The sequence below is a fragment of the Paraburkholderia sp. JHI2823 genome (assembly GCF_038900695.1).
GTDB lineage: Bacteria > Pseudomonadota > Gammaproteobacteria > Burkholderiales > Burkholderiaceae > Paraburkholderia > Paraburkholderia mimosarum.
The window spans coordinates 49,952-74,291 of record NZ_JAYMRY010000006.1 but is presented as its reverse complement, the minus strand read 5'-3'; the positions used below and the strand labels follow the sequence as shown (position 1 = coordinate 74,291).

Annotated in this window: 24 protein-coding genes and 2 tRNA genes; 7 read left to right on the top strand and 19 right to left on the bottom strand. The window is 67.2% G+C overall.

The annotated features are described in order from the left end of the window. Positions 1-72 precede the first annotated feature (72 nt). On the top strand, positions 73-570 hold the full coding sequence (locus tag VSR34_RS09325) for an acyl-CoA thioesterase (RefSeq protein WP_028212903.1): 498 nt from the start codon (positions 73-75) through the stop codon (positions 568-570). Between the two features lie 87 nt (positions 571-657). Here the strand turns inward: VSR34_RS09325 and fumC are convergent, their stop codons facing one another. The 4 genes from fumC to VSR34_RS09305 all read right to left on the bottom strand — a co-directional run bounded on the left by fumC (position 658) and on the right by VSR34_RS09305 (position 6,132). Continuing rightward, on the bottom strand, positions 658-2,046 hold the full coding sequence (gene fumC, locus VSR34_RS09320) for a class II fumarate hydratase (RefSeq protein WP_028212904.1): 1,389 nt from the start codon (positions 2,044-2,046) through the stop codon (positions 658-660). 292 nt (positions 2,047-2,338) lie between these two features. Then, entirely contained in the window at positions 2,339-3,940 is a 1,602-nt protein-coding gene (locus tag VSR34_RS09315; RefSeq protein WP_174480098.1) for a phospholipase D family protein, read from the bottom strand. Positions 3,941-4,331: 391 nt separating this feature from the next. Then, positions 4,332-5,741 (bottom strand): MATE family efflux transporter, encoded by a 1,410-nt coding sequence (locus VSR34_RS09310; protein WP_342962368.1) that lies wholly within the window; start codon positions 5,739-5,741, stop codon positions 4,332-4,334. A gap of 169 nt (positions 5,742-5,910) precedes the next feature. After that, positions 5,911-6,132, bottom strand: coding sequence for an RNA-binding S4 domain-containing protein (locus VSR34_RS09305; RefSeq protein ID WP_028212907.1), 222 nt, complete (start codon positions 6,130-6,132; stop codon positions 5,911-5,913). A gap of 327 nt (positions 6,133-6,459) precedes the next feature. On the opposite strand from VSR34_RS09305, the gene VSR34_RS09300 reads away from it, so the two are divergent. Continuing rightward, complete coding sequence (locus tag VSR34_RS09300) at positions 6,460-8,595, top strand: ATP-dependent helicase (RefSeq protein ID WP_342962426.1); 2,136 nt, start codon at positions 6,460-6,462, stop codon at positions 8,593-8,595. A gap of 117 nt (positions 8,596-8,712) precedes the next feature. On the opposite strand, the gene VSR34_RS09295 is transcribed toward VSR34_RS09300, so the two are convergent. The 10 genes from VSR34_RS09295 to fdxA all read right to left on the bottom strand — a co-directional run bounded on the left by VSR34_RS09295 (position 8,713) and on the right by fdxA (position 13,877). Next, on the bottom strand, positions 8,713-9,474 hold the full coding sequence (locus VSR34_RS09295; RefSeq protein ID WP_342962367.1) for a DUF4088 family protein: 762 nt from the start codon (positions 9,472-9,474) through the stop codon (positions 8,713-8,715). A gap of 140 nt (positions 9,475-9,614) precedes the next feature. Beyond that, positions 9,615-9,938, bottom strand: a complete 324-nt coding sequence (locus VSR34_RS09290; RefSeq protein ID WP_342962366.1) for an AzlD domain-containing protein — start codon at positions 9,936-9,938, stop codon at positions 9,615-9,617. Beyond that, positions 9,935-10,654 carry an AzlC family ABC transporter permease gene (locus tag VSR34_RS09285; protein ID WP_342962425.1) on the bottom strand — a complete coding sequence of 240 codons (720 nt, stop codon included), beginning with the start codon at positions 10,652-10,654 and terminating at the stop codon, positions 9,935-9,937. The genes VSR34_RS09290 and VSR34_RS09285 overlap by 4 nt, the downstream gene beginning before the upstream one ends. A gap of 211 nt (positions 10,655-10,865) precedes the next feature. Continuing rightward, on the bottom strand, positions 10,866-11,813 hold the full coding sequence (locus VSR34_RS09280; RefSeq protein WP_028212911.1) for an AraC family transcriptional regulator: 948 nt from the start codon (positions 11,811-11,813) through the stop codon (positions 10,866-10,868). Positions 11,814-11,842: 29 nt separating this feature from the next. Continuing rightward, positions 11,843-12,343 (bottom strand): CreA family protein, encoded by a 501-nt coding sequence (locus VSR34_RS09275; protein WP_028212912.1) that lies wholly within the window; start codon positions 12,341-12,343, stop codon positions 11,843-11,845. 103 nt (positions 12,344-12,446) lie between these two features. Beyond that, positions 12,447-12,740 (bottom strand): type II toxin-antitoxin system RelE/ParE family toxin, encoded by a 294-nt coding sequence (locus VSR34_RS09270; RefSeq protein ID WP_342962365.1) that lies wholly within the window; start codon positions 12,738-12,740, stop codon positions 12,447-12,449. After that, positions 12,728-13,000, bottom strand: a complete 273-nt coding sequence (locus VSR34_RS09265; protein ID WP_028212913.1) for a CopG family ribbon-helix-helix protein — start codon at positions 12,998-13,000, stop codon at positions 12,728-12,730. Before VSR34_RS09265 ends, VSR34_RS09270 begins: the two co-directional genes overlap by 13 nt. A 162-nt stretch (positions 13,001-13,162) precedes the next feature. After that, positions 13,163-13,238, bottom strand: a tRNA-Asn gene (locus VSR34_RS09260). Between the two features lie 82 nt (positions 13,239-13,320). Next, positions 13,321-13,396: transfer RNA gene (locus VSR34_RS09255), tRNA-Asn, on the bottom strand. Positions 13,397-13,553: 157 nt separating this feature from the next. Next, complete coding sequence (gene fdxA, locus VSR34_RS09250) at positions 13,554-13,877, bottom strand: ferredoxin FdxA (RefSeq protein WP_028212914.1); 324 nt, start codon at positions 13,875-13,877, stop codon at positions 13,554-13,556. 323 nt (positions 13,878-14,200) lie between these two features. Between fdxA and pncB the strand changes: the two genes are divergently transcribed. From pncB to rmuC, 5 genes are all read left to right on the top strand, one after another. Then, on the top strand, positions 14,201-15,436 hold the full coding sequence (pncB, locus tag VSR34_RS09245; protein WP_342962364.1) for a nicotinate phosphoribosyltransferase: 1,236 nt from the start codon (positions 14,201-14,203) through the stop codon (positions 15,434-15,436). Positions 15,437-15,488: 52 nt separating this feature from the next. Then, positions 15,489-16,151 (top strand): lactate utilization protein C, encoded by a 663-nt coding sequence (locus tag VSR34_RS09240; protein WP_028212915.1) that lies wholly within the window; start codon positions 15,489-15,491, stop codon positions 16,149-16,151. Positions 16,152-16,206: 55 nt separating this feature from the next. Continuing rightward, a complete protein-coding gene (locus VSR34_RS09235; protein ID WP_028212916.1) occupies positions 16,207-17,589 on the top strand; it encodes a sodium:proton antiporter in 1,383 nt (460 codons plus the stop codon). A 92-nt stretch (positions 17,590-17,681) separates the two neighbouring features. Continuing rightward, positions 17,682-18,671: a D-glycerate dehydrogenase gene (locus tag VSR34_RS09230; protein WP_028212917.1), complete on the top strand. Its 990-nt coding sequence runs from the start codon at positions 17,682-17,684 to the stop codon at positions 18,669-18,671. After that, positions 18,668-20,209 carry a DNA recombination protein RmuC gene (gene rmuC, locus VSR34_RS09225; RefSeq protein ID WP_042289662.1) on the top strand — a complete coding sequence of 514 codons (1,542 nt, stop codon included), beginning with the start codon at positions 18,668-18,670 and terminating at the stop codon, positions 20,207-20,209. Before VSR34_RS09230 ends, rmuC begins: the two co-directional genes overlap by 4 nt. Before the next feature lie 93 nt (positions 20,210-20,302). Here rmuC and VSR34_RS09220 read toward each other — a convergent pair whose 3' ends face one another. The 5 genes from VSR34_RS09220 to moaA all read right to left on the bottom strand — a co-directional run bounded on the left by VSR34_RS09220 (position 20,303) and on the right by moaA (position 24,337). After that, positions 20,303-20,800, bottom strand: a complete 498-nt coding sequence (locus VSR34_RS09220) for a GNAT family N-acetyltransferase (RefSeq protein ID WP_028212918.1) — start codon at positions 20,798-20,800, stop codon at positions 20,303-20,305. After that, entirely contained in the window at positions 20,800-21,075 is a 276-nt protein-coding gene (locus VSR34_RS09215) for a hypothetical protein (protein WP_342962363.1), read from the bottom strand. The genes VSR34_RS09220 and VSR34_RS09215 overlap by 1 nt, the downstream gene beginning before the upstream one ends. Before the next feature lie 67 nt (positions 21,076-21,142). Then, the gene (gene glp / locus VSR34_RS09210; RefSeq protein WP_342962362.1) at positions 21,143-22,468 is read right to left on the bottom strand and encodes a gephyrin-like molybdotransferase Glp; all 1,326 of its coding nucleotides are present in this window, start codon (positions 22,466-22,468) and stop codon (positions 21,143-21,145) included. 108 nt (positions 22,469-22,576) lie between these two features. Next, positions 22,577-23,200, bottom strand: coding sequence for a molybdenum cofactor guanylyltransferase MobA (gene mobA / locus VSR34_RS09205; RefSeq protein WP_342962424.1), 624 nt, complete (start codon positions 23,198-23,200; stop codon positions 22,577-22,579). A gap of 15 nt (positions 23,201-23,215) precedes the next feature. Continuing rightward, positions 23,216-24,337: a GTP 3',8-cyclase MoaA gene (moaA, locus tag VSR34_RS09200; protein ID WP_342962361.1), complete on the bottom strand. Its 1,122-nt coding sequence runs from the start codon at positions 24,335-24,337 to the stop codon at positions 23,216-23,218. Positions 24,338-24,340 lie beyond the last annotated feature (3 nt).

The following is a 24,340-nucleotide window of genomic DNA, read 5'->3' as shown; positions in this document are numbered from 1 at the left end:
TAATCGACGCCTCCATACCCCACGAAACGAGCCGCCCAAGCGGGAATCGCCATGAGCCAAGCCGAGATGAAGATGCCTGCCCAGCCGCTGGACCGTTCGGAAACGACGTTCCGTTTTCTCGCCGAGCCGACCTCGGTCAACTTCGGCGGCAAAGTGCACGGCGGTGCGCTGATGAAATGGATCGACGAAACGGCCTATGCGTGCGCCGCCGTCTGGTCCGGCCGCTATTGCGTGACGGTGAGCGTGGGCAACATCCGCTTTCGCCGCCCGATACTCGTCGGCAACATGGTCGAACTGCGCGCGCGCGTGGTCGCCACGGGGCGCACATCGATGCACATCCACATCACCGTGCACGCCGGCGACCCGAAGAGCGGCCAGCTGCGCCTCACCACCGACTGTCTGATCGTGTTCGTGGCCGTCGACGAAAACGGCAACCCGATTCCCGTGCCGCCGTTCGTGCCGGAAACGGACGAGCAGAAGCGTCTTGCCAAATACGCGCTCGACGTGCGCGACGCGCTCGATGCCATCGTCGAACTCAAGCCCGAGGAAGTGGCGAAAGGGCAGGTGTGAGGCGCATGCCTCATTTCCAGGCGGCGTGAACAAACGGGCGGCGAAGGTGTGAACCTCGCCGCCCGTTCTGCTTTCCGGTCTTTCGAATCAGGCTGGTTTGCCGGTGTTGCCCACCATGTCGCCCGGCTTCACCCACTCGTCGAACTGCTGCTCGGTCACGTGACCGAGCGCGAGCGCGGCGGCCTTGAGCGTGGTGCCTTCCTTGTGCGCCTTCTTCGCGATCTGCGCGGCCTTGTCGTAGCCGATGTGCGGATTGAGCGCCGTCACGAGCATGAGCGACTCGTTGAGGAGCGTGTCGATGCGCGCGCGGTTCGGCTCGATGCCCACGGCGCAGTGATCGTTGAAGCTGAGGGCGCCGTCGGCGAGCAGACGGATCGACTGCAGCACGTTGTGCGCGATCATCGGGCGGAATACGTTCAACTCGAAGTTGCCGCTCGCGCCGCCCATGTTCACGGCCACGTCGTTGCCGAACACCTGGCAGCAGAGCATCGTCACCGCTTCGGACTGCGTAGGATTCACCTTGCCCGGCATGATCGAGCTGCCCGGCTCGTTCTCGGGAATCGACAGCTCGCCCAGGCCGCAGCGCGGGCCGCTCGCGAGCCAGCGAATATCGTTGGCGATCTTCATGAGGCTCGCGGCCACGGTCTTGAGCGCGCCGTGAGCGAACACCAGCGCGTCGGCGGCGGCCATCACCTCGAACTTGTTGGGCGCGGTGACGAAGGGCAAGCCCGTGAGCTTCGCGATGGTTTCCGCCACCTTCTGCGCGAACTGCGGATGCGCGTTGAGCCCGGTGCCCACGGCCGTACCGCCTTGCGCGAGCTCGTAGAGATGCGGTAGCGCCGATTCCACGTGCCTGATACCGTGATCGAGCTGTGCGACGTAGCCCGAGAACTCCTGGCCCAGCGTGAGCGGCGTGGCGTCCTGCAAGTGCGTGCGGCCGATCTTCACGATGCCGGCGAACGCCTTCGCCTTGCCGTCGAGCGTATCGCGCAGCGTTTTCAGCGCGGGCAGCAGATGCTTGACGATGCCGTAGGCGGCCGCCACGTGCATCGCGGTCGGGAACACGTCGTTGGACGACTGGCCGCGGTTGACGTCGTCGTTCGGATGCACCTTGCGCGCCTCGCCGCGCTCGCCGCCCAGAATCTCGCTCGCGCGGTTGGCGATCACCTCGTTGAGGTTCATGTTGGTCTGCGTGCCGGAGCCCGTTTGCCACACGGCGAGCGGGAATTCGCCGGGATGCTTGCCCGCGATGATCTCGTCAGCGGCCTGCACGATCGCGCGCGCTTTGGTCTCGTCGAGCACGCCTAGCGAGAGGTTCACCTCGGCTGCGGCGCGCTTGATGGTGGCGAGCGCGGTGATGAGTTCCGGCGACTGCTTTTCGGTGGAGATGCGGAAGTTCTGCAGCGATCGCTGCGTTTGCGCGCCCCAAAGCTGCTGGGCGGGCACGGCGATTTCGCCGAACGTGTCGCGTTCCATGCGGACGTTTTCGTTGCTTGCGGTCATTTGATGCTCCGGTGATTGAGGCGGCGCGGCTTGCTCGTGCTTTCGCTGCTCTCGCACGGCATGCGAAGGCGCCGCTTTCGTGACAGGTTCGGTTGCGCGTGGTGGCCGGGCTCGCCGGCGCGGCGCCAGACGAGACGAACGCGATGAAAGTGCATGCCCGGCTGCCGCAAGGCAACAGAGCGATGAAGACGGCTTCGCGGCTCGCCCGACGGCGGACGGTACGACTCACCGACGGCTCGCGCGGCGGACAGCGCTCACGGCGCGTTCACAACTGGCTGTCGACCGGCAACAGCAAGAATAGCCCGGTTAGGACATTCCTGTAGAAACCCGCACCAGGGTCGACGTTGAAGGTGCGGAGCATGCCGTCCTCCTCGTCGGTCCAGACGAGCGGCGAATTGACGGGCGTGCCGGTGAGTTGCGCGCGCTGCGCGGGCGTCGCGAGCGTCACGCGGTAGCTCACTTCCGGCGAGGTGGCGCGCTTGAACAGGCCGGCCACGTCGTGAGCGATGGCCGCGCTTTCGATCGTGAGCGCGAGTTCGGTGTTGAGCCTCGCCGAGCGCGGATCGAGGTTGAGCGAGCCGATCACGAGGGTGCTCTCGTCGATCACATAAGCTTTTGCGTGCAGGCTCGCGCGCGAGCGCGAACCGACAACGCCTAAGGGCCGCTCGTCCGTGTGCTCGAACTGTCGCGGCCCGAACTCATAGAGTTCGACGCCGGCCCTGAGCAGCGGCACCCGGTACGGGCTGTAGCCTGCCTGGACGGCCACGGCGTCGGTGGCGGCGAGCGAGTTGGTCAGGATCGCCACGCGCACGCCGCGCGCGGTCAGCGCCCGAAGCGTCTCGACGCCCGCCTCGTGCGGCACGAAGTAGGGCGAAAAGACCAGCACGCTGCTGTGAGCCTGATGGATGCGCTCGAGCAGCGCCTTCATGGCGTCGCCGAGCTGGCCTTGCTCGGCGCCTGCGATCTTGCCGGGCGAGTCGGCCACGAACGTCCATTTCGCCCAGACGAGCCCGAGGCCGTTCTCCGCGATCTGCTGCGCGAGCGGCGTGGCGTTGAGCGGCTTGGCGTTGTACGGCTCGGCGCTCTCGCGCCAGTGCTTGCGCAGGTCGTCGCGCGCGGTGTCCAGATCGTGCGGCGCGAACTTCTGATGATTGAGCACGTTCAAGGGGTAGGAGACCGGGCTGTTCCAGTACTCGTCGAAGCTTGCCGAAACGCTTTGCGCGACCGGCCCGGCCGAGAGCACGTCGAGATCGCGGAAGTCGATCGTCGGGCTGGCGCTGAAATATTCGTCGCCGAGATTGCGGCCGCCGACGATCGCCATCTCGTTGTCCGCGATCGTCGCCTTGTTGTGCATGCGGCGCGTGAACTGGTCGACGTTCGTGAAGAAGTTGCGCGTGCGCAGGTACATCGACTCGCCCGTGCTGCCGTACGGATTGAACACGCGGATCTGGATGTTGGGATGGCTGTTGAGCGCGGCCATCAGGCGGTCGATGTCGTGGAAATTCAGGTCGTCGACGAGCATGCGCACGCGCACGCCGCGATCGGCCGCGTGAAGCGCCGAGCCGAGCAGCAGCTTGCCGGTGGTGTCTTCGTTGGCGACGTAGTACTGCATATCGAGTGTCTTCGTCGCCGCGCGCCCGAGCGCGACGCGCATTTGCAGCGAGTCGGTCCCGGTGGCCAGCAGGCGAAAGCCGGATTGGCCGGGATGCGCGGCTTCGGGTGCGGCTAGCGCGGCACCGAGCGGTGTGGCTGCCGCTTCGGCCGCAGTCAGCGCGGCGCTCGTTTCACGCGGATAGTCGGTGGCGGGCGGCCGTGTTGCGCAGCCCGCGACGAGCGCGAGGCAAGCGAGCGCGAACCGGGCCAGCATCGGCGGCGAGGCCGAGCGTCGGGTAACGGCTTCGGACGGGGCAGGATGCACGGGCAAGCGGATCCTCCAAAGCGGCACGCCGCGTGGGGCGTTATGGTTCGCTTTCATTGCACGGCTTCACGAAGTATTTACGGGAAGCCGCTCGCGGGACTTGCGCAGGCGAACATGCTGCTACCGCAATTTTCGGGCCGAAGCGATAAGGCGCGCTGGGGACGCATGGCGGAGGCAGTTCGAGCCTGTGTTTATCGCGCACGCCGCGCCGCTTTGCCAACCGGGGCAACGCCCGGCAGGGCGGCAAGCGGCAAGAACTCGCGCTTGCCGGGCATCGCGCCGAGGCCTGGCTCTGCGTGCGCACTATCGAACCGGCAGGGCGCGCCGCCGAGCGGACGCTTCACTCCACGCGGTTCGCATTGGCGGCGGGGGCCAGCACGTGCTGGCTCATGCGATGAAAGCGCCACGTCATGAGCACGGCGACGCTGGCGAGCCCCGCCGCAAGGCCCCACCAGAGTCCGAGTGCACCGAGATCGAAGCGGAACGCGAGTGCGTAACCGAGCGGAAAGCCGATGCCCCAGTAGCCGAGCGTGGCCGCGAGCATGGGCACGCGCGTGTCCTTCAGACCGCGCAGGCAGCCCGAGCCCACGGTTTGCGCGCCGTCGACGATCTGGAAGATGGCCGCGACGCCGAGCAGCGTGGCGGCGAGCCCGACCGTGTGGGCGTTGGCCGGATCGTCGAGATGCAGGTAGAGCCCGACGATCCAGTGCGGCGCGAGCACCATCACGAGCGCCGAGAGCGACATGAAACCCACGCCTAGCCCCAGCGCGACGAAACCCGCATGGCGTGCGGCGCGCGGCGCGCCCGCGCCGGCCCAGTAACCCACGCGCACGTTGGCCGCCTGACCGATCGCGAGCGGCACCATGAAGGTGACGGAGGCGACGTTAAGCGCGATCTGGTGCGCGGCGAGCGGCGTCTCTCCGAGCAGGCCGGCGAGCAGGCCGGTGGCGAGAAAGAGCGTCGCCTCCACGGCGTAGGTGATCGCGACCGGCCAGCCGATCGTGAATAGCTCGCCCATCAGCGGCGCCGTGGGCCGGCGCGCAATGACGAAATGCTGGTGCGACGGCCGCAGGTGCAGCAGCGCCATCAGCACGAAGGCGGTGAGCCACACCGTGATCGTCGTCGCGACCGCCGAGCCGAGAAAGCCGAGGCGCGGCAGGCTCCACATGCCGTGGATCAGCCCGTAGTTGAGAAAGCCGTTGATGAACACGCACGCAACCGACACCCAGAGAAGCCGTCGCGCCGCGCCGATGGCGGGCAGGAACGAGCGCATGAGCCCCACGCCGATCAGGCTCGCGGGCGCGCCCCAGCGCAGCACGGCCGTGTATTCGCCGATGTGGTGGGCGAGCAGCGTCGGCTCGCCGAGCGCGCGCAGGATCGGCTCGGCAAACGAGAGCAGCGCGAAGGCCGGCAGCGAGAGCAGCAGGGAAAGCGCGAAGCCGGTCCAGTAGATGTGCGGCACCTGGCTTTCGTTGTCGGCGCCGCGCGCCTGCGCGACGCTCACGCTCACCGAGGTCAGCACGCCTTGCAGCACCGTCACCACGACGAAGAACAGATTGGCGCCGAGGCCGCCCGCGGCGAGCGCGTCGGCGCCGAGCGAGCCGAGCAGCACCGTGTCGGTGACGCTCATCGCCATTTGCGAGAGCTGGGCGATCGCGAGGGGCGCGGCGAGGCGGGCGGTGTCGGCGGCGTGGCGGCGCAGCGTGGGGGGCGCGGAAACGGCGCGTCGGGAGAGCGTGGCTCGAGTCATGAAAAGCAAGCGGCGCGAATGGGTCGCGCCGCACGGCCTGGTTTGTCTGTCGAAAGTGAAAGCTTATTGCTAGACAGCGGCCTTGTCGATCCGAATGCTCAAATATGGTGCATAGCTGGCGTCTGGGCGCAAGTCCGGTCGAGGCTCCCGCGGTGCCTCTGTAGGTGCCTCACTCAGCCGCCTTGATGGCGATGCGAGTATCGCCCAGCAGCACGGCCTGGCCCGCGCGGATCTTGCACGTCTTGCGCAGCTCGACTTCGCCGTCGACCTTCACGGCGCCCGAGGCGACGATCTGCTTGGCCGAGCCGCCGCTATCGGCGAGACCTGTGATCTTCAGGAGGTTGTGCAGTTCGACGTAGTCGCCGGTCAGGGTGAAATCGATGTTGGGCATGGCGGTCTGGAAATTCGGGCGCGCGGCAAGCGCGCGAAGCGGTGAGCATCATAAGCGATGGCGAGCCCCCGCGATACGAGGCTGGAGTGGCGGCGTCGACCGCGGGCGCTGGGCTCTGCGGGTAGCCTGGCGCGGCGGCGTCGGGGGCAGCAGGCGCTGCCGCGCTGTCCCTAAATCCCGCCAGATCGCTGCAGAATCAGGCGCTTGCCGATCCGAGGTGTATGGATATACAGTATGCGTCGCTCCCCTTCGATTCGCCACGTTCATCTCCCTGCGTCCGCCGTGTCCACTGTTTCCGTTGCCGATCCCTCCTCAGTCTCCGTCGCCCTGGACGATGTTGTCCAATCGGGCGCCGATGCGGCCAACGCCGTTTCCGCATGGCTCGCAAAGCTCAACGAAGCGCAGCGCGAGGCCGTCGAGCACGGCGGCGAAGCGGGCTATGCGCCGGGCTCGGCGTTGCCGGGGCCGCTGCTCGTGATCGCGGGCGCGGGCTCGGGCAAGACGAATACGCTGGCTCACCGCGTCGCGCATCTGATCGTCAACGGGGCCGACCCGCACCGCATCCTGCTCCTCACGTTCTCGCGCCGCGCCGCGCAGGAGATGACGCGGCGCGTGGCGCGCATTGCCGCCGGTGCGCCGGGCGCGGCCGCCGCGCTCGCGCAGGGCCTCACCTGGGCAGGCACGTTTCACGGCGTGGGAGCGCGCCTGTTGCGCGAATACGCGGATCACATCGGCCTCTCGCCGGCGTTCACGATCAACGATCGCGAGGATTCCGCCGATCTCATGAACCTCGTGCGCCACGAGCTGGGTTTCTCGGCGAAGGAAAAGCGCTTTCCGTCGAAATCGACGTGTCTTGCGATCTACTCGCGCGCGGTCAACACGGGCGACTCGCTCGCCAACGTGCTCAATCGCTCGTTTTCGTGGTGCCTCGAATGGGAGCCGCAGCTGCGCGCGCTGTTCGCCGCCTACGTGGGCGCCAAGCAGAAGCAGAATGTCCTCGACTACGACGACTTGCTGCTCTACTGGGCGCACATGGCCGCCGAGCCGGCCATCGCCGCCGATCTGGCCGGCCGCTTCGACCATATCCTCGTCGACGAATACCAGGACACCAATCGCCTGCAGGCCTCGATTCTCCTTGCGCTCAAGCCCGATGGCCGGGGCCTCACCGTGGTCGGCGACGATGCTCAGGCGATCTACTCGTTTCGCGGCGCGACCGTGCGCAACATCCTCGACTTCCCGGCACAGTTCGATCCGCCCGCGCGCCAGGTCACGCTAGAGCGCAACTATCGCTCGACGGAGCCGATCCTCGCGGCCTCGAACGCCGTGATCGATGCCGCCGCCGAGCGCTTCACGAAGAACCTGTGGACCGACCGCGCCTCGCAGCAGCGCCCGCGCCTCGTCACGGTCGCCGACGAGGCCACCCAGGCGCGCTACGTCGTCGAGCAGATTCTCGAAGCGCGCGAGGCGGGGATGAAGCTCAAGCAGCAGGCGGTGCTGTTTCGCGCCGCGCATCACAGCGCGACGCTGGAAATCGAGCTCGCGCGGCGCAACATTCCGTTCGTGAAGTTCGGCGGGCTGCGCTTTCTCGATGCCGCCCATGTGAAGGACGTGCTGGCGGTGTTGCGCTGGGCCGAGAATCCGCTCGACCGCGTGGCGGGCTTTCGCGTGACACAGTTGCTGCCCGGCGTCGGGCCCGCCAACGCGGCGCGCCTGCTCGACCAGGTGGCCGCCTGCACGGGCGCATATCGCGCCGCCGAGGCGCTCGCCGCCTTCGCGCCGCCCCCGCGCGCGGCCGAGGACTGGCCCGCGTTCGCCGCGCTGATCGACAGCCTTTGCATGCGCTCGACGCCGTGGCCCGCCGAGTTCGAGCGCGTGCGGCGCTGGTACGAGCCGCATCTGGAGCGCAATCACGAAGACGCCCAGGTGCGCCACGCCGATCTGCTGCAGATGGAGAGCATTGCGAGCACTTATGCCTCGCGCGAGCGCTTTCTCACCGAACTCACGCTCGATCCGCCCGACGCCACGAGCGCCGAATCCGCCGACCCGTTGCTCGACGAGGACTATCTGATCCTCTCGACGATCCACTCCGCGAAAGGGCAGGAGTGGCGCAACGTGTTCGTGCTCAACGGCGTGGACGGCTGCATTCCGTCGGATCTCGGCGCGGGCAGCGACGAGGAGCTGGAAGAGGAGCGGCGTCTGCTCTATGTCGCAATGACACGCGCGAAGGAGGATTTGCACATCGTCGTGCCGCAGCGTTTCTATGTGCACAACCAGGTGGCGTCGGGCGACCGGCACGTGTGGGCGTCGCGCACGCGCTTCATCGCCACGCCCATGCTGCCGCTGTTCGAATCGCGCGCGTGGCCGCCCGCGCCCGTGGCGAGCGCGCCGAGCGCGGCGGGACTTGCCGCCGCCGCACAGGCGAAGGTCGAGATCGCCGCGAAGCTCAGGAAGATGTGGGACTAGCGGGGGCCCGCCGAAGCGGGCACGAGAGGCGGCGCGCCGCGCGGGGGCACGCCGTGCTGGACGTTCAGCGGGGCGCCGGAGTGAGCGCCCGCCTTTTTCTCGCGGGCGCGCCGGCGCTCAGCGCGACTGCTCGCGCGCGGTGCTGCGCGGCGGCGGCGTGAAGAAGTTGCGCAGCCAGGCGGCAAGACGCGTGAACACGTCGTCGGGTTCGTCGACGAAGATCTCGGGCTTGAGCAGCCGCAAATACTCCATGATCTGCTGCGCTTCCTGTTTCTGGAACGCGCCATGCGTGATGCCGAGCCGCAACAGCCCGCGCAGTTCGCCCAGACGCTCGCGCGCCGCGCTGCCGCTCGCCTGCTCGCAGCCGATCTTCGCTTCGTACACACGCTGGCGCAGCGATTCCGCAAGCCGCCACGCAGGTGTCTGCATCGATTCCTCGAGCGCCTGGATGTCCTGCACGCTCGACTTGATCTGCGCCGCGAGCGGATCGATCAGCGAGTCCTCGCCCTGGGCTTCCGTCACGATGGCCGCCGCCCAGTCGCGGCACTGCTTCGATAGCTCGTCGGGCGTCCACTCGGGGCGCGAGGCGAAGCCGAAGCCGAATTCGCCGGCCTGACGCAGCAGGATCGAGACGACCTCGGGAAACTCCTTGTCGAGCGTGCGCTTCGCCCATGCGTACTGGCCGCCCTGCAGAAGCCGCTGCACCGCGTGCTCCGTGAGCGGCGTCATGTTGTCGAGCAGCTTCGCGCGCAGGTAATCCTCGAATTCCGGCGTGGCGAACTGCGGGTCGAGCTTGAGCGAGACGCGCAGGAACGCGTCGAAGTCCTTGCGCAGCGACGCAAGCGTTTCGTCCTTCAGTTTGAGGGTGATCTGCCCCATGTGGTTGCCCCGGTGTAATCCTTATCCCTACTCGCGCGCTCTCGCCGTTCGAGCACGGGCCTGCCACAGCGGGCCTCGACGGGTTTATCGGCGGGGCGGGGTAAAACTTGAGCGCAAGGGCCGAGTGGGGCAGCGAGGCGCTAGCGCAGGACGACGCCTTGCCAGAGGAAAAACACGCCGAGCCCGACCGCGATCGTGAGGAGCGGGCGCTTCGTGAGCGCGCTCACGACGATCGCCGCGAGCGCGCCGACGAGCTGCGGGTTGTGCCACGTCAGCTCGGCGCCGTGACCATGAGGCGAGACGGCCATCGGCACGATGATGGCCGTGAGCACGGTGACCGGCACGAAGCCGAGCGCGGTGCGCACGAGCGGCGGGAAGACGAGCCGCTCGCCGAGCACGAATACGGCGGTGCGCACGAGCCACGTGATCAGGGCCATGCCGAGGATCAGGACGACGTAGTTCATTGCCTGGCTCCTGCGGTGCGCCGAACGGTGGGTGGTTTGCGGGAGCTTTCAGCGGACTCGCGGGCGCCGCGCGGCGAGCCGGGGCGCGAGAGGACGACACCGACGACCACGCCCGCGAGCACCGCGCCGAGCAGCCCGAGCTTGTACGGCCAGTCCTGCCAGAAGAAGGCGAGCGCGCCCGCCGTCGCCGCGGCGGCGAGATAGCGCAGGGCGACGAGCTGCGGCACGACGATGGCGATGAAGGTCGCCACCATCGCGAAATCGAGCCCGAGAGACTGGAGGCCCGGGAACGCCGCGCCGAACAGCAGGCCGGCCGCGGTCCAGAGCTGCCAGTTCAGGTACATCGAAATGCCCGAGCCGAGGAAATGCCACGGCGAGACATCGTTGCCGGGCGGGTGGCGGCGAAAATGCGCCCACGCGACGGCGAAGACCTCGTCGGTGAGCACGCCGCCGAGCACGAGGCGCCAGCGCAGCGGGAGGTGCGCGACGTAAGGCGCGAGCGTGGCGCTGTACAGCACGTGCCGCAGGTTCACGATGAACGTGGTGGCGAGAATCACGGCGAAGTTCGCGTGCGAGGCGATGAGCCCGAGCGCGATGAACTGCGCGGAGCCGGCGAACACGGCGAGCGACATGAACTGGCCGTGCCAGGGCGAAAGCGGGCCCGAGGTGACGAGCGTGCCGAAAATCACGCCGAAGGGCGCGGCGCCGATCATCATGGGAATCGTGTCGCGCGCGCCGGCGACGAATTCCGCGGCTCGCTTCGGATGCGGCCTGGGCCGCGCGTTGGATTGCGTGGTCAAACTGTCCTCCTGATGCAAGGGGACAGGATAGCGGGCGCCCGTGCGCGTGGCTTGTACGTTCTTGCGGCTGCGCGCCAGCGGCGTGCGCGAGACGGCGTGCGCGAGCGGCGTGCGCGAGCGGCGTGCGTCAGGACGACTGCCAGCGCCCCGGCGGCACGCCGAACATGCGGCGAAAGTGTCGCGTGAAATGACTCTGGTCGGTGAAGCCGCTTGCCACGGCGACGTCGGCGACCGTGGCGCCTTCTCGCAGCGGCCCCAATGCGCGTTGCAGACGCAACTGTGTGCGCCACGCGTGCGGCGGCAGCCCGGTCGCCTGCGTGAAAAGCCGTGTGGCGTGAAACGGCGAGAGGCCGACCGCCAGTGCGAGATCGGCCACGCGCAGCGGCGTGGCGAGATCGGCGGCGAGCAGTGCCTTCATCGTCTCGATGCGCGGGTCGTCGGGGCCGTGGCTGAGCGCCGCCTCGCGCGTGCGGCCGTAGCGTGACAGGAGCGTGGAGAGGGCATCGAGCAGGGCGCCTTCCACGGCGAGCAGATCAGGGCAAGGCGCTGAGCGCGCCGCTGGAGCGGCCGCGCGCGAGCAAGGGTGAAGCGCCGCCACGTCTTTCGGCCGCGCGGCCACGGCAGGTTCCGCCACGGCCACGTTGCGTCGACGCCCGGCGTCGGCTTCGAGCAGGCGGTGGGCACGAGAGAGCCGGTGCGCGAGATCGAGATCGTGGATCACCTCGGTATCGAACCACGGCAGCGGCTGCGCGCGCCCGGCGATGTCAACGGCGAGTTCATGCAGGAAATCGACGGGCACGTACATCACCCGATAGCTCCAGCCTTCGTCGACGGCGCGCGAGCCCGTATGCAGCTCGCCCGGATTGATGACCGGCACGGTGCCCGCCGCGGCGACATGCTGCGAGCCGCGATAGCGATAGCACTCCGCGCCGCCCTCTATCACAGGAATCGTGTAGGCCTCGTGCCAGTGGGGCGCGAATGCGTGCTCGTTGTATTCGGCCGTGACGAGGTCCGCGCCGGGCAGCAACGGCGTGCGCCAGTAGCGGGCGGAATCCCGGAAACGCGAGTCGGTCATGGCGAGAAATCCTGCGCAGGACGCCCAGTCTAGCGCAGCGGGATTGCCGTGCCAGCCGGCACCGGCACCGCGGTGACGCTGTTCTTCGCGCTGCCGCTCACCACGCGGTCGCTGTAGGTCAGGTAGACGAGCGCGTTGCGTTTCGCGTCGACCACGCGCACGACGTGCAGCGTCTTGAAGAGAAACGACATGCGCTCGTTGAAGACATCGGCCTGCTGCTTGAGCGGCCCGGAAAACGAGATCGGCCCGACCTGGCGGCAGGCGATCGACGCCTCTGTCGGGTCTTCCGCAATGCCGAGCGTGCCTTTTACGCCGCCCGTGCGTGCGCGCGACACATAGCAGGTGACGCCTTGGACCTGTGGGTCGTCGTAGGCCTCGACGACGACCTTGTCCGAGCCGGTCACGCGGAAGTTGGTATTCACGCTGCCGATCTGCTCGGCATGGGCGGCGGCACCGGCGACGAACGCAACGAGGCTCGCGCAGCCGAGGAGCGGACGTGCAAGGAGGACGGCAAGGCGGTTGGATTTCATGCGGATTCCCAAAGATGGGCGTAGCGACATTATCGGGGAGGGAGGGGAAGGCGACGGCAAGACCGCGAAAACGTCATGCGCAGGGCTCGCAGGACTCGCAGGGCTAATACGCGGCCTCCCGCTGATGACGGAACGCGAGAACGTACACGGCGTCATCTTGAGCGTCATGCAGGTACAGTGCCACGTAACCCGAATCTCCGAAGGGAATCACAAGATCGCGCAGTTCGGGCGAGCCGCCCAGTGGGCGTCCAATAGCGGGAGTCTTTTCGAGACGGAGGAACTGCCCGGCGATGACCTGAGCTGCGCTTCGTGCAGCTTCAGGGGTTTTGCGAGAGGGAAATCGCCGGCAGCGCTCCAAGCCTCCAACGGCGCGCTCGGCGACGATCAATCGTGGCACCCGGGCACCGGCTTCTCGTCGTCCGTTCCCCAGCTATCCAGCCACGTGCGCACCTCGTCACCGTTCAAGTGGCGGCCGGTTTCCCTGAAATGCTGCCAGGAAGCGAGCGCTTCCTGCTTGAAGCGTTCGCGTGTCTCTTCGCGTTCGACGTACTGCGCGATGGCTTCCCGCATCACCGCATGCGGCGAGCGGTGCTGCAAACCGGCGATGTGCTGGACGCGGTCCTTGAGGTCTTCGTCGAGCTTGATGGACGTTGCCATGACGGTTCCTGCGGCTGGGTATCACCTGGTGATACTACACCAGCAGGGCGCCTGGCGTGACGCAAGGCCCCGTGCTGGACTGACGCCGAACAGGGGGTGTGTGCGAAAGGTGCACAGCAAAAGAAAAAGGGGTTGCGTGCGACACGCAACCCCTCGATATTTTGGCTCCCCGACCTGGGCTCGAACCAGGGACCTACGGATTAACAGTCCGGCGCTCTACCGACTGAGCTATCGGGGAACAGCAATACAGCTACAACGCTTTACGTCATAAAAAAACCCGTTGTGCGCTGTGATCAACACGAACGGGCTTTTGCGAATCTTGGCTCCCCGACCTGGGCTCGAACCAGGGACCTACGGATTAACAGTCCGGCGCTCTACCGACTGAGCTATCGGGGATCAACAAAAGCAGAGAACGAGATTCTATGGGGTATGGCTGAGCCTGTCAACACCCTCTCGCTATGTCACAAGGGGCAATTCGCTGTCTGCGGGGTGATTGGGGGGACTGGTCCGCCAAGTGACAGAACGCTACCCCGAACAAGCCCTTAGCGCGCAATCAACGTGCAAGAAGCGCGAGCTTGTCTTTCACGTCCTTGAACTCGTCGGCTTCCGGCAGCGGGGCCTTGGTCTTGGTGATGCTCGGCCAGCCCTTCGCCAGGTCGGCGTTGAGTTCGATGAAGGCTTGCTGGTCGCCTGGCACGTCCTCTTCGGCGTAGATGGCGTTCACCGGGCATTCGGCGACGCACACGGCGCAGTCGATGCACTCGTCCGGGTCAATCGCGAGGAAGTTGGGACCTTCGCGAAAGCAGTCCACCGGGCACACATCGACGCAGTCGGTATAGCGGCACTTGATGCAGCTTTCGGTCACAACGTGAGTCATTCAGGCAGCTCCTGCAAGCTTTTGTATCGTGGGTGGCGGTTCGCCAAAAGCGGTATTGTAACTGATGAGGAATTCGCCCTACCAGACGCCCGCACCCGTCCTTAGATCGTTTCGTGATTAGTTTATAAGACCCGGTGATCCGCGACATTTCACCGTTGCTCGCAAGGGGCGTGCGGGCTGGCACGCGGGGCGCGCAGGTGTTCGGGTAACATGGGCGCACCGCTGGTGCCCGCCACCCGAAAGCCGCTGTCAGGCCCGAACCCTGTGCCGCGTCCGGTTCCCATTTCGCGGGCGCTATCCGATCGCAGTCCGGCTGGCTCATCATGATCATTACTTCGCTGCTCGATACCGACCTGTACAAATTCACGATGATGCAAGTGGTGCTGCATCATTTTCCCGCGGCCAACGTGGAGTACCGCTTCCGCTGCCGCACGCCCAACGTCGATCTGGTTCCCTACGTCGACGAGATCCGCGGCGAGATCCAGAAGCTTTGCCGGCTGCGCTTCGCGGAGCCCGAGCTCGACTATCTGCGCAAGATGCGCTTCATCAAGAGCGACTTCATCGACTTCCTCGCGCTCTTCCATCTGAACGAAAAGTACATCTCGGTCACGCCATCGCCCAAGGCCAACGGCGAGATCGACATCGAAATCAAGGGGCCGTGGCTGCACACGATTCTCTTCGAGATCCCCGTGCTCGCCATCGTCAACGAGGTGTATTTCCGCAACACGCAGCATCACCCGCAGTACGACGAGGGGCGTGAGCGCCTGCGCCACAAGATCGAGCTGCTCGGCGCAAAGCCCGAATTCGCCGATTGCAAGATCGCCGACTACGGGACGCGGCGCCGCTTCTCGAAGCGCTGGCACGAGGAGGTGATCCTCACGCTCAAGGAAGACCTGGGCGAGCAGTTCGCCGGCACGAGCAACGTGTACTACGCGATGAAGCACAACCTCACGCCGCTCGGCACCATGGCGCACGAGTACCTGCAGGCATGCCAGGCGCTCGGGCCGCGTCTGCGCGACTCGCAGATCTACGGCTTCGAGATGTGGGCGAAGGAGTATCGCGGCGATCTCGGCATCGCGCTTTCGGATGTCTACGGCATGCGGGCCTTCCTGCGCGACTTCGACATGTACTTCTGCAAGCTCTTCGACGGCGCGCGCCACGACTCGGGCGATCCGTTCGACTGGGGCGAGCGCCTGCTCAAGCATTACGAGGACAACCGCTGCGACCCGCGCACGAAGACGATGATCTTCTCGGACGCGCTCGACATTCCCAAGGTGCTGAGCCTCTACGAGCGCTTTCGCGGGCGTTGCCGCCTCGCGTTCGGCGTGGGCACGAACCTCACCAACGATCTCGGCTATCAGCCGCTGCAGATCGTCATCAAGATGGTTCGCTGCAACGGTCAGCCCGTCGCGAAGCTCTCCGATTCGCCGGGCAAGAACATGTGCGATGACAAGGCGTATCTCGCCTATCTGCGCCAGGTGTTCGGCATCGAGCAGCCCGTTGAGGAAGAGTGTGCCGGCAATCAAGAAGGTGCCGTGCACGCGCGAAGTGCCGGGTAACGCGCCGGTATAATCGGCGCGTCGCCTTTCCTCTCTTTTGACAAGGACGTTCATGGACACGTCGGCCGCCCGCCGCAGCATACTCGCGCGCATTCGCGCCGCGCAGGGACGCGAGCCCACGCCCGCGGCGCACGAGCGGGAAGCCGTTGCCGACTACCTCGCGCGGCATCCCGAAGGCCCGAGGCCGCCGCTCGAAGGCGACCTCGTTGCGCGCTTCGTGGCCGAGGCGCGCAAGATGTCGAGCACCGTCGACGAAGTCCAGCAGTTCGCCGACGTTCCCGCTGCCGCGCAACGCTATCTCGCCGGCCACGGCTTGCCGATGCAGGCCGTCGCATGGCAAACGCTCGAAGCCTTCGACTGGGCCGGCGCGGGCCTCGCCGTTCAGTGCCGCAAGCCCGAAGATCGCGATCTCGTCGGCCTCACAGGGTGCTTTTGCGCCACGGCCGAAACCGGCACGCTGGTGCTGCTTTCCAGTCCGCAAACGTGGGCATCGGGCGCGCTGCTGCCCGAGACGCACATCGCCGTCGTGCCCGCTTCGCGCATCGTCGCGGGCCACGAGGACGCCTTTGCACTGATGCGCGCCGAACGCGGCGAGCTGCCACGCGCGGTCAATTTCGTCTCCGGGCCTTCGCGCACCGGCGACATCGAACAGACCATCGTTCTTGGGGCGCACGGGCCCTATCGCGTCCATGTGATCGTCGTGCATGGCGCGTAAGGGATCGGTGGTAGTCAAACTCGTCAGCAAACCCGCAGCGGCGGCCTTCGCCGCGCTGGCGTTGCCCGTCACGAACGCACACGCAGCGGGCTTCGACGGCGCCTCGCTCAGCGCCGCCTGGGCGCTGCCCTTCGCCGGCATGCTGCTCTCGATTGCGTTCTTCCCGATGTTCGCGGGCGCATTCTGGCATCGCCACTTCGGCAAGATTTCGGCGGCGTGGGCGCTGGCATTCCTGCTGCCGTTCGCGGCCACGCATGGTTTCGACGCGGCGTATCCGCTCTTCGTGCACGCCGTCGTCGACGAATATGCCCCGTTCATCGTCTTGCTCGGTGCGCTCTATACGATCGCGGGCGGCATCTGCGTATATGGGAATCTGCACGGATCGCCGCGCACCAACACGGCGATCCTCGCGCTGGGCACGTTGCTCGCGAGCGTGATGGGCACGACGGGCGCTGCGATGCTGCTGATCCGCCCGCTGCTGCGCGCGAACGACAACCGGCGGCACAACGTGCACGTCGTCGTGTTCTTCATCTTTCTCGTCGCGAATGCGGGCGGTCTTCTCACGCCGCTCGGCGACCCGCCGCTCTTCCTCGGCTTCCTCAATGGCGTGGGATTCTTCTGGACTGCGCAACATCTCGCGCTCCCCATGCTGTTCGTCTGCGGCTTGCTGCTCGCGGTCTTTTACGTGCTCGACACCTGGTACTTCACCCGCCGCGGCGAGGCGCACGCGGCGCGTCTGGACCCGACGCCGGACACGGGCGCGCTATCGGTCGGCGGCAAGGCGAACTTCGTGCTGCTCGCGCTGCTCGTCGCGCTCGTGCTGATGAGCGGCATGTGGCGTCCGGGCATCGTGTTCGAAGTCGCGGGCGCGCATCTGCAGTTGCAGAACCTCGTGCGCGATACGGGTCTCGTTGCGCTCGCACTGGTTTCGCTCGCTTTCACGTCGAAAGCGGCGCGCGCCGACAACGGCTTCGAATGGGCGCCGATCGTCGAGGTGGCGAAGCTCTTCGCAGGCATTTTCGTGACGATCACGCCCGTCATCGCGATGCTGCGCGCGGGCGACGCGGGTGCGTTCGCCGCGCTGATCCAGCTCGTGAACGACGCGCCCGGCCGTCCCAACGAAGCGATGTACTTCTGGGCGACGGGTCTGCTCTCGTCGTTTCTCGATAACGCGCCCACCTACCTCGTGTTCTTCAATCTCGCGGGCGGCGACGCCGAAGCGCTCATGTCGGGCGGCGCGAAAACGCTGGCCGCGATCTCGGCAGGGGCGGTCTGGATGGGCGCGCTCACCTATATCGGCAACGCGCCGAACTTCATGGTCAAGGCGATCGCGCAGTCGCGCGGCGTGCGCATGCCGGGTTTCTTCGGCTATCTTGGCTGGTCGGCGGTGCTGCTCGTGCCGGTCTTTCTCGCGGCGACCTGGCTCTTTTTCGTCTAGCCGCGGGACGTTCGCAAGACTTCCCCGAGTCCCCCGTCAAGCGCAACAATGACGGACATCCGGACAGAACGACTGAAGTGTGGAGAGCAACAATGCAAAAGATTCTCGTGGCGCGCCCGATCTTTCCCGACGTGATCGATCGGCTCAAGCAGTATTTCGACGTGGACTGGAACAACGGCGACGCACTGTCGCCGGAGGCGCTCAACGAGCGTCTCGCCGACAAGGACGGTGCCCTCACGGCAGGCGACCCGATCGGCGCGGCCACGCTCGCGGCCGCGCCGCGTCTGCGTGTGGTTGCGAACATGGCGGTGGGCTACAACAACTTCGACATGGCCGCGTTCAACGCAGCCCATGTGCTCGGCACCAACACGCCCGACGTGCTCAACGAGACCACGGCCGACTTCGGCTGGGCGCTGATGATGGCGGCCGCGCGCCGCGTAACGGAATCCGAGCACTTCCTGCGCGCGGGCAAGTGGGGCAAATGGTCGTTCGACGCGTTTCTCGGCTCGGACATCCATGGCTCGACGCTCGGCATCATCGGCATGGGGCGTATCGGCCAGGCGCTCGCGCGCCGTGCACGCGGCTTCGACATGCGCGTCGTGTATCACAACCGCTCGCGCGTCGCGCCTGAGATCGAGGCCGAACTGAACGCCGAATATCTCTCCAAGGAAGCGCTGCTCAAGGCGGCCGACCACGTCGTGCTCGTGCTGCCCTACACGCCGGAGAACCATCACACGATCGGCGCCGCGGAGCTCGCGCAGATGAAGCCCACCGCGACGCTCACCAACATCGCGCGCGGCGGCATCGTCGACGACGCGGCGTTGGCGCATGCGCTGCGCACGCGCCAGATCGCCTCGGCGGGGCTCGACGTATTCGAGGGCGAGCCCAGCGTGCATCCGGCGCTGCTCGAAGTGGAGAACGTCGTGCTCACGCCGCACATCGCGAGCGCGAGCGAAGCCACGCGCCGCGCCATGGCGAATCTCGCCGCCGACAACCTGATCGCCGCGCTCGGCGAAGGCCCGCGCGCGGGGCGGCCGCCCAATCCGATCAACCCCGGGGTGCAGGGGAAAGCGCGTACATGAGTGAGCTCGCAGTCATGTCGCTGGCGCTCACCGCGCTGGCGATCGCGTTCGTCGTGACGCTCGTCGCGCTGCTGCGCGCCCGTCGTGGGGACGGCGACGGCGAGGCCACGCTCGACGCGCTCGATCAGCTGAGCGACCGTCTCGCGGCCTCGACCGATACGCAGGCACGTGCTGCCGAGCGCATCGAACGCGAGTTGCGCAATGAAATGGCGCGCACGGCGCAGAGCTCGCGCAGCGAGTTCGGCAGCGGCTTCGCGCAGGTGCAGCAGGCGCTGGCGGCGCAGCTCGCCAGCATCGCCACGGTGCAGAACGGCCAGATCGACGGCTTCGCGCAGCAGCTCGCCAAGCTCACGGCGACCAACACGCAGCAGCTCGATGCCGTACGCCAAAGCCTGCATCTGCAGGCCCAGCAGGCGCGCGACGAGCAGGGCGCCGCGCTGCGCCACTTCGGCACCTTGCTCACGCAGCAGCTCGCGCAGTTGACCGAAGCCAACGACCGGCGCCTCGCCGAAGTGCGCGCGACGCTCGAGCAGCGCCTGAAGGACATCGAAGCGAACAATGCGGCGAAGCTCGAGGAAATGCGCCGCACCGTCGACGAGAAGCTGCACGCGACGCTCGAACAGCGGCTTGGCGAGTCGTTCAAGCTCGTCTCCGATCGACTGGAGCAGGTGCATCGGGGGCTCGGCGAAATGCAGACGCTGGCGGCGGGCGTCGGAGACCTGAAGAAGGTGCTCACGAACGTGAAAACGCGCGGCACGTGGGGCGAGGTGCAGCTCGAAGCGTTGCTCGAACAGATGCTCACGCCTGACCAGTATGCGAAGAACGTGGCGACGGTGCCGAAGAGCAGCGAGCGCGTGGAGTTCGCGATTCGTCTGCCCGGGCGCGGCATGACGGGCGCAAGCGGCGCGGAAGGAGGGGAGCCGGTCTGGCTGCCGATCGATGCCAAGTTCCCGCGCGAGGACTACGAGCGTCTCGTCGATGCGCAGGAGCGCGCGGACGTGCTGGCGATCGAGGAAGCGGGGCGCGCGCTGGAACTGCGCATTCGCGCGGAGGCGCGCACGATCGCAGAGAAATACATCGCGCCGCCGCACACGACCGACTTTGCGTTGCTATTCCTGCCGACCGAAGGGCTTTACGCGGAGATCCTGCGCCGTCCCGGCCTGACCGATGTCCTGCAGCGCGACTGCCGGGTGAGCGTGGCGGGGCCGACCACGCTCACGGCGCTCCTCAACAGCCTGCAGATGGGTTTCCGCACGCTCGCGATCGAGCGGCGCTCGAGCGAAGTGTGGCAGGTGCTCGGCGCCGTGAAGACGGAGTTCGGCAAATTCGGCGACGTGCTCGCGCGCACCAAGTCGCAGCTCGAAACCGTCACGCGTTCGATCGAGGCGGCGCAAGTGCGCACGCGCGCGATGAACCGCAAGCTGCGCGACGTGGAGGCGTTGCCGGGGGAAGCCGCGGCAACCCTGCTTGGCGACGTGCAGAGCAACGGTGAAAGCGGTGGTGAAGCCGGAAGCGAAGGAGGATTCGGCGACGAGTGACTGGCGCTGCTTTGCTGAAGCACAACGGGCCGCCTGCATGATATGCAGGCGGCCCGTTCGCGTTGGAGCCTGTGCGTTGCGTGCGGGCCGCGCTCAGCCGATCACCGGCTCGCCGGGCGCGGCGAGCTTTTCGAGCGCATCGCCGGTCATGCGTACGACGCGCCAGTCCGGCAGCACGGTGGCACCGAGCTTCTCGTAAAAGCCGATGGCCGGCGTGTTCCAATCGAGCACGGTCCACTCGAAGCGGGCGCAGCCGCGTTCGACAGCAATGGCTGCGAGCGCGCGCAGCATCGCCGTGCCGAGACCGCTGCCGCGTTGCGAGGGTTGCACGTAGAGGTCTTCGAGATAAAGGCCGCGGCGGCTCAGGAAAGTCGAATAGTTGTGAAAGAAGAGCGCGTAGCCGACGATGCGGCCGGCATCTTCCGCCACCAGCGCTTCGGCGGCGGGGCGCGTGCCAAAGAGGGCATCGGCGAGCCCTTCGGCCGTGCCCGTGAACAGATGCGTGAGCTTCTCGAATTCGGCGAGCTCATACATCAGCGCATGCATGGCGCCGACGTCGGCAGGCGTGGCGGCGCGGATCGTCGCGGCCATCAGGCTTCCTCGGGTACGTCGGAGAGGTGGATCTCGATGCCGCCGAAGCGCGACGCGACCCAGTTATAGGCATGGCACGCGATCCACAGCAGGATGAAGCCGACGATCGCATTGAGCAGCAGCGCGCTGAAGATGGTGGAGAGCTCAACCGACCCATAGCGCACGAACGCCACGAGCACGCCGAGCAGCACGATCGGCACGCTGAAGGTCAGATAGACGAGGATGAGCGCCTTGGCGGTCTGTCCCGCAGCGATGAACGAAATCTGTTTTTGCATAGTAGTCGGTCCGTTTTGCAGGTGTGGACGTGTGGATACGATTGTTGGCGTCTGACGCGCCGCTGTGCTAGACGAGTCCATCGAACAGCATGATGTCGACGGCGTCGCCGGCATCGAGGTCCCCGGCCTCGTGGGCAAGCACGATGAAGCAGTTCGCCTCGCTCATCGTGCTGAGCGCGCCCGAGCTTTGCGAGCCCGTCGGCGTGACTCGCCAATGGCCGCTGGCGTCACGGCGCGCGAGGCCGCGCTGGAATTCGGTGCGGCCAGGGCGCTTCCTGATCGACTGATCGCAGAGCGCCGGCACGAGCGGCACTGGCTGAGGGCTCGCACCCGCCATCGCCATGAGGGCGGGGCGCACGATCTGATAGAACGAGACCATCGTCGCGACCGGGTTGCCGGGCAGGCCGAACAGGAGCGCCGCGCGGCCCGCGCCGGGGCGACCGCCCGACCAGATGCGGCCGAACGCGAGCGGGCGGCCGGGGCGCATGGCGAGACCCCAGAAGGAGACGTCGCCCAGCGCCTGCAACTGGGTGCGCGTGAAATCGGCTTCGCCGACCGAGACGCCGCCGGAGGTTAGCACGACATCGGCGGTTTCGGCTGCGAGCTTCAGCGTGGCGGCCAGCGCGGCAGGGTCATCGCGCACGACGCCCAGGTCGATCGGCTCGACGTTCAGGCGCTGGAGCATCGCGCCGAGCGCGTAGCGGTTGCTGTCGTAGATGCAGCCGGGGTCGAGCGGCTCGCCGGGCGAGCGCAATTCGTCGCCGGTCGAGAAGTAGGCGACGCGCAGGCGCCGCCTGACGTTCGCCTCGACGAGGCCGAGCGAGGCCAGCAAGCCGATGTCGGAAGCGCGCAGCAAGCGGCCGGCCGCAAGCGCCACGCCGCCGCACGCGAGGTCCTCGCCCTTGCGGCGGGCATTCGCGCCGCGCGTGACGGCGTTGGCGTCGAACGTGATCGCTTCGCCATGCGTCTCGACGCGTTCTTGCGGCACGACGGTGTCGCAGCCCGCGGGCATCGGGGCGCCCGTCATGATGCGCACGCAAGTACCCGCGGCGACGCCGCCCGTGTAGGGATGGCCGGCGAACGCCTTGCCGCACACCGCGAGCGTGAGCCGGGCCGGGGCGCCGTCGCCCGATGCGCCGGCCGCAGCCAGCGCCGCGCCGTCGAACGCGTAGCCGTCCATGGCGGCGTTGTCGTGCGCGGGAACGTCGATGGGCGAGATCACGTCTTCGGCCAGCACGCGCGCGAGCGCATCGCGCAGGGGCACGCGCTCGCTCGCCGCGAGCGGCGTCACCCACTGCAGCACGATGGCCTGTGCGGCGCTGACGGGCAAAGCTTGCGGATCGTACTGGCTGATGCACCCGGCGGTGCCGGACGGATGGTTAAGCGTGGTCATCGAGTGGGGGAAGCGTCGCGCCCGCACGGCGTGTGCGGCGATCGTCCAGGCGGGTATGCCGGCCGCGTGCCGGGAACGGCGGCTGGCCGGGCGCCACCCGATTGCGGTTCAGGCGCGTTCGAGTTCGGCCAGTTCCTGTAAGGAATTGATATTGTAAAACGCGCGTTCATCGGCAAAGGCGACTTCGGCGGCCGTGTGGCGCGCGTACCACGCACGCACCTTGCGTCCGCCGGCGTCGAGGTAAGCGGCGAGATCGTCCGCGAGTGAAGTGCGAACGAGCGCGAATACGGGATGCATCGAGACGACGCCTTCGGCGTTCGTCGTGGTGGCCGTCACGATGTCGGCGCGTTCGGCGAGCGCGGCAGTGCCCAGCCGCTCTGCGAGGTCGGCAGGCAGCCACGGCGAGTCGCACGGCGCCGTAAGCAGCCACTCCGTGCGCGCCGCGCGCAGGCCGGCGAGGAGCCCGGCGAGCGGGCCGGGGAAGTCAGGCAGCGTATCGGCGCATACATCCGCTTGCCATGGCGCGCCGAGCGCCGCATAGGCGTCGCAGTTGCGATTCGCGCTGATGACGACCCTGGCCACCTGCGGCGCGAGGCGCGCGAGAACGAGCGCCACGAGCGGCTTGCCGTGCAGTATCTGCAGGCCCTTGTCCGCGCCGCCCATGCGCTGGCCGCGGCCGCCCGCGAGGACGAGGCCGGTAATCGATGCAGCTGGAATGGAGACGGCGCTCATCGGCTTCATGGCTTCTCAGCCGCCGATATAGGACATTTCGATGCGGCGCTCGTCGGTGGTGGCGCTTGCCTGGGCGCTGCCGCGCAACTGCGAGTAGCGGTCCGCACGGCCTTGCCAGATTTGCGCGATCGCGTCGCTGATCGCCATGTCAGTCGCGCCGTTGCGCAGCAGCGCGCGCAGGTCGTAGCCCATCGAGGCGAAGAGACACAGATACAGCTTCCCCTCCGTCGAGAGGCGCGCGCGCGTGCAGTCGCCGCAGAACGCGCGCGTCACGCTGGAAATCGCGCCGATCTCGCCTGCGCCATCCGCGTAGCCCCAGCGCTGCGCCGTTTCGGCGGCGTTGTGCGGCTCCAGCGGCACGAGTGGCCAGTGTTCGGAAATGCGCGCGACGACCTCCGCCGACGGCAGCACTTCGGCCATGTTCCAGCCGTTTGAGGTGCCCACGTCCATGTACTCGATGAAGCGCAGGGTCACGTCCGTGCCGCGGAAATGCCGCGCGAGCGGGACGATCTCGCCGTCGTTCGTGCCGCGCTTGACGACCATGTTCACCTTGATCGGCGCGAGACCGACGGCCTGCGCCGCGGCGATGCCGTCGAGCACGTCGGCCACGGCGAAGTCGGCGTCGTTCATGCGGCGAAAGAGGGCGTCGTCGAGGGCGTCGAGGCTCACCGTCACGCGCGTGAGGCCCGCGTCGCGCAGCGCGCGCGCCTTCCGTGCAAGCAGCGAGCCATTGGTAGTGAGCGTGATGTCGAGCGCCTCGCCCTCGGGCGTGCGCAGCGCGGCGAGCCGCTCGATCAGGAATTCGATGTTCTTGCGCAGCAGCGGCTCACCACCCGTTAGCCGGATCTTGGTGACGCCTTGCGCGACGAAAAGCCGCGCGACCCGCTCGATTTCTTCCAGCGAAAGAAGCGCGGAATGCGGCAGAAAAGGGTAATCCTTGTCGAACACGGCGCGCGGCATGCAGTAGACGCAACGGAAATTGCAGCGGTCCGTGACCGAGATGCGCAGGTCGCGCAGCGGCCGCCCGAGCGCATCGGCGAGCGCACCAGAAGGCGCGCGTACGGACGCCGTTGCCGGCCGGGGGATGTCGGGCGGCAACGAACGGACGTCTGCAACAGGGATGATGCGTCGTGTCATGGA

Coding starts and splice junctions, on each gene's coding strand:
- VSR34_RS09325 (WP_028212903.1), top strand. CDS start 73: ATGCCTGCCCAGCCGCTGGACCGTTCGGAAACGACGTTCCGTTTTCTC.
- fumC (WP_028212904.1), bottom strand. CDS start 2,046: ATGGAACGCGACACGTTCGGCGAAATCGCCGTGCCCGCCCAGCAGCTT.
- VSR34_RS09315 (WP_174480098.1), bottom strand. CDS start 3,940: ATGCTGGCCCGGTTCGCGCTCGCTTGCCTCGCGCTCGTCGCGGGCTGC.
- VSR34_RS09310 (WP_342962368.1), bottom strand. CDS start 5,741: ATGACTCGAGCCACGCTCTCCCGACGCGCCGTTTCCGCGCCCCCCACG.
- VSR34_RS09305 (WP_028212907.1), bottom strand. CDS start 6,132: ATGCCCAACATCGATTTCACCCTGACCGGCGACTACGTCGAACTGCAC.
- VSR34_RS09295 (WP_342962367.1), bottom strand. CDS start 9,474: ATGGGGCAGATCACCCTCAAACTGAAGGACGAAACGCTTGCGTCGCTG.
- VSR34_RS09290 (WP_342962366.1), bottom strand. CDS start 9,938: ATGAACTACGTCGTCCTGATCCTCGGCATGGCCCTGATCACGTGGCTC.
- VSR34_RS09285 (WP_342962425.1), bottom strand. CDS start 10,654: ATGATGATCGGCGCCGCGCCCTTCGGCGTGATTTTCGGCACGCTCGTC.
- VSR34_RS09280 (WP_028212911.1), bottom strand. CDS start 11,813: ATGACCGACTCGCGTTTCCGGGATTCCGCCCGCTACTGGCGCACGCCG.
- VSR34_RS09275 (WP_028212912.1), bottom strand. CDS start 12,343: ATGAAATCCAACCGCCTTGCCGTCCTCCTTGCACGTCCGCTCCTCGGC.
- VSR34_RS09265 (WP_028212913.1), bottom strand. CDS start 13,000: ATGGCAACGTCCATCAAGCTCGACGAAGACCTCAAGGACCGCGTCCAG.
- fdxA (WP_028212914.1), bottom strand. CDS start 13,877: ATGACTCACGTTGTGACCGAAAGCTGCATCAAGTGCCGCTATACCGAC.
- pncB (WP_342962364.1), top strand. CDS start 14,201: ATGATCATTACTTCGCTGCTCGATACCGACCTGTACAAATTCACGATG.
- VSR34_RS09240 (WP_028212915.1), top strand. CDS start 15,489: ATGGACACGTCGGCCGCCCGCCGCAGCATACTCGCGCGCATTCGCGCC.
- VSR34_RS09230 (WP_028212917.1), top strand. CDS start 17,682: ATGCAAAAGATTCTCGTGGCGCGCCCGATCTTTCCCGACGTGATCGAT.
- rmuC (WP_042289662.1), top strand. CDS start 18,668: ATGAGTGAGCTCGCAGTCATGTCGCTGGCGCTCACCGCGCTGGCGATC.
- VSR34_RS09220 (WP_028212918.1), bottom strand. CDS start 20,800: ATGGCCGCGACGATCCGCGCCGCCACGCCTGCCGACGTCGGCGCCATG.
- VSR34_RS09215 (WP_342962363.1), bottom strand. CDS start 21,075: ATGCAAAAACAGATTTCGTTCATCGCTGCGGGACAGACCGCCAAGGCG.
- glp (WP_342962362.1), bottom strand. CDS start 22,468: ATGACCACGCTTAACCATCCGTCCGGCACCGCCGGGTGCATCAGCCAG.
- mobA (WP_342962424.1), bottom strand. CDS start 23,200: ATGAGCGCCGTCTCCATTCCAGCTGCATCGATTACCGGCCTCGTCCTC.
- moaA (WP_342962361.1), bottom strand. CDS start 24,337: ATGACACGACGCATCATCCCTGTTGCAGACGTCCGTTCGTTGCCGCCC.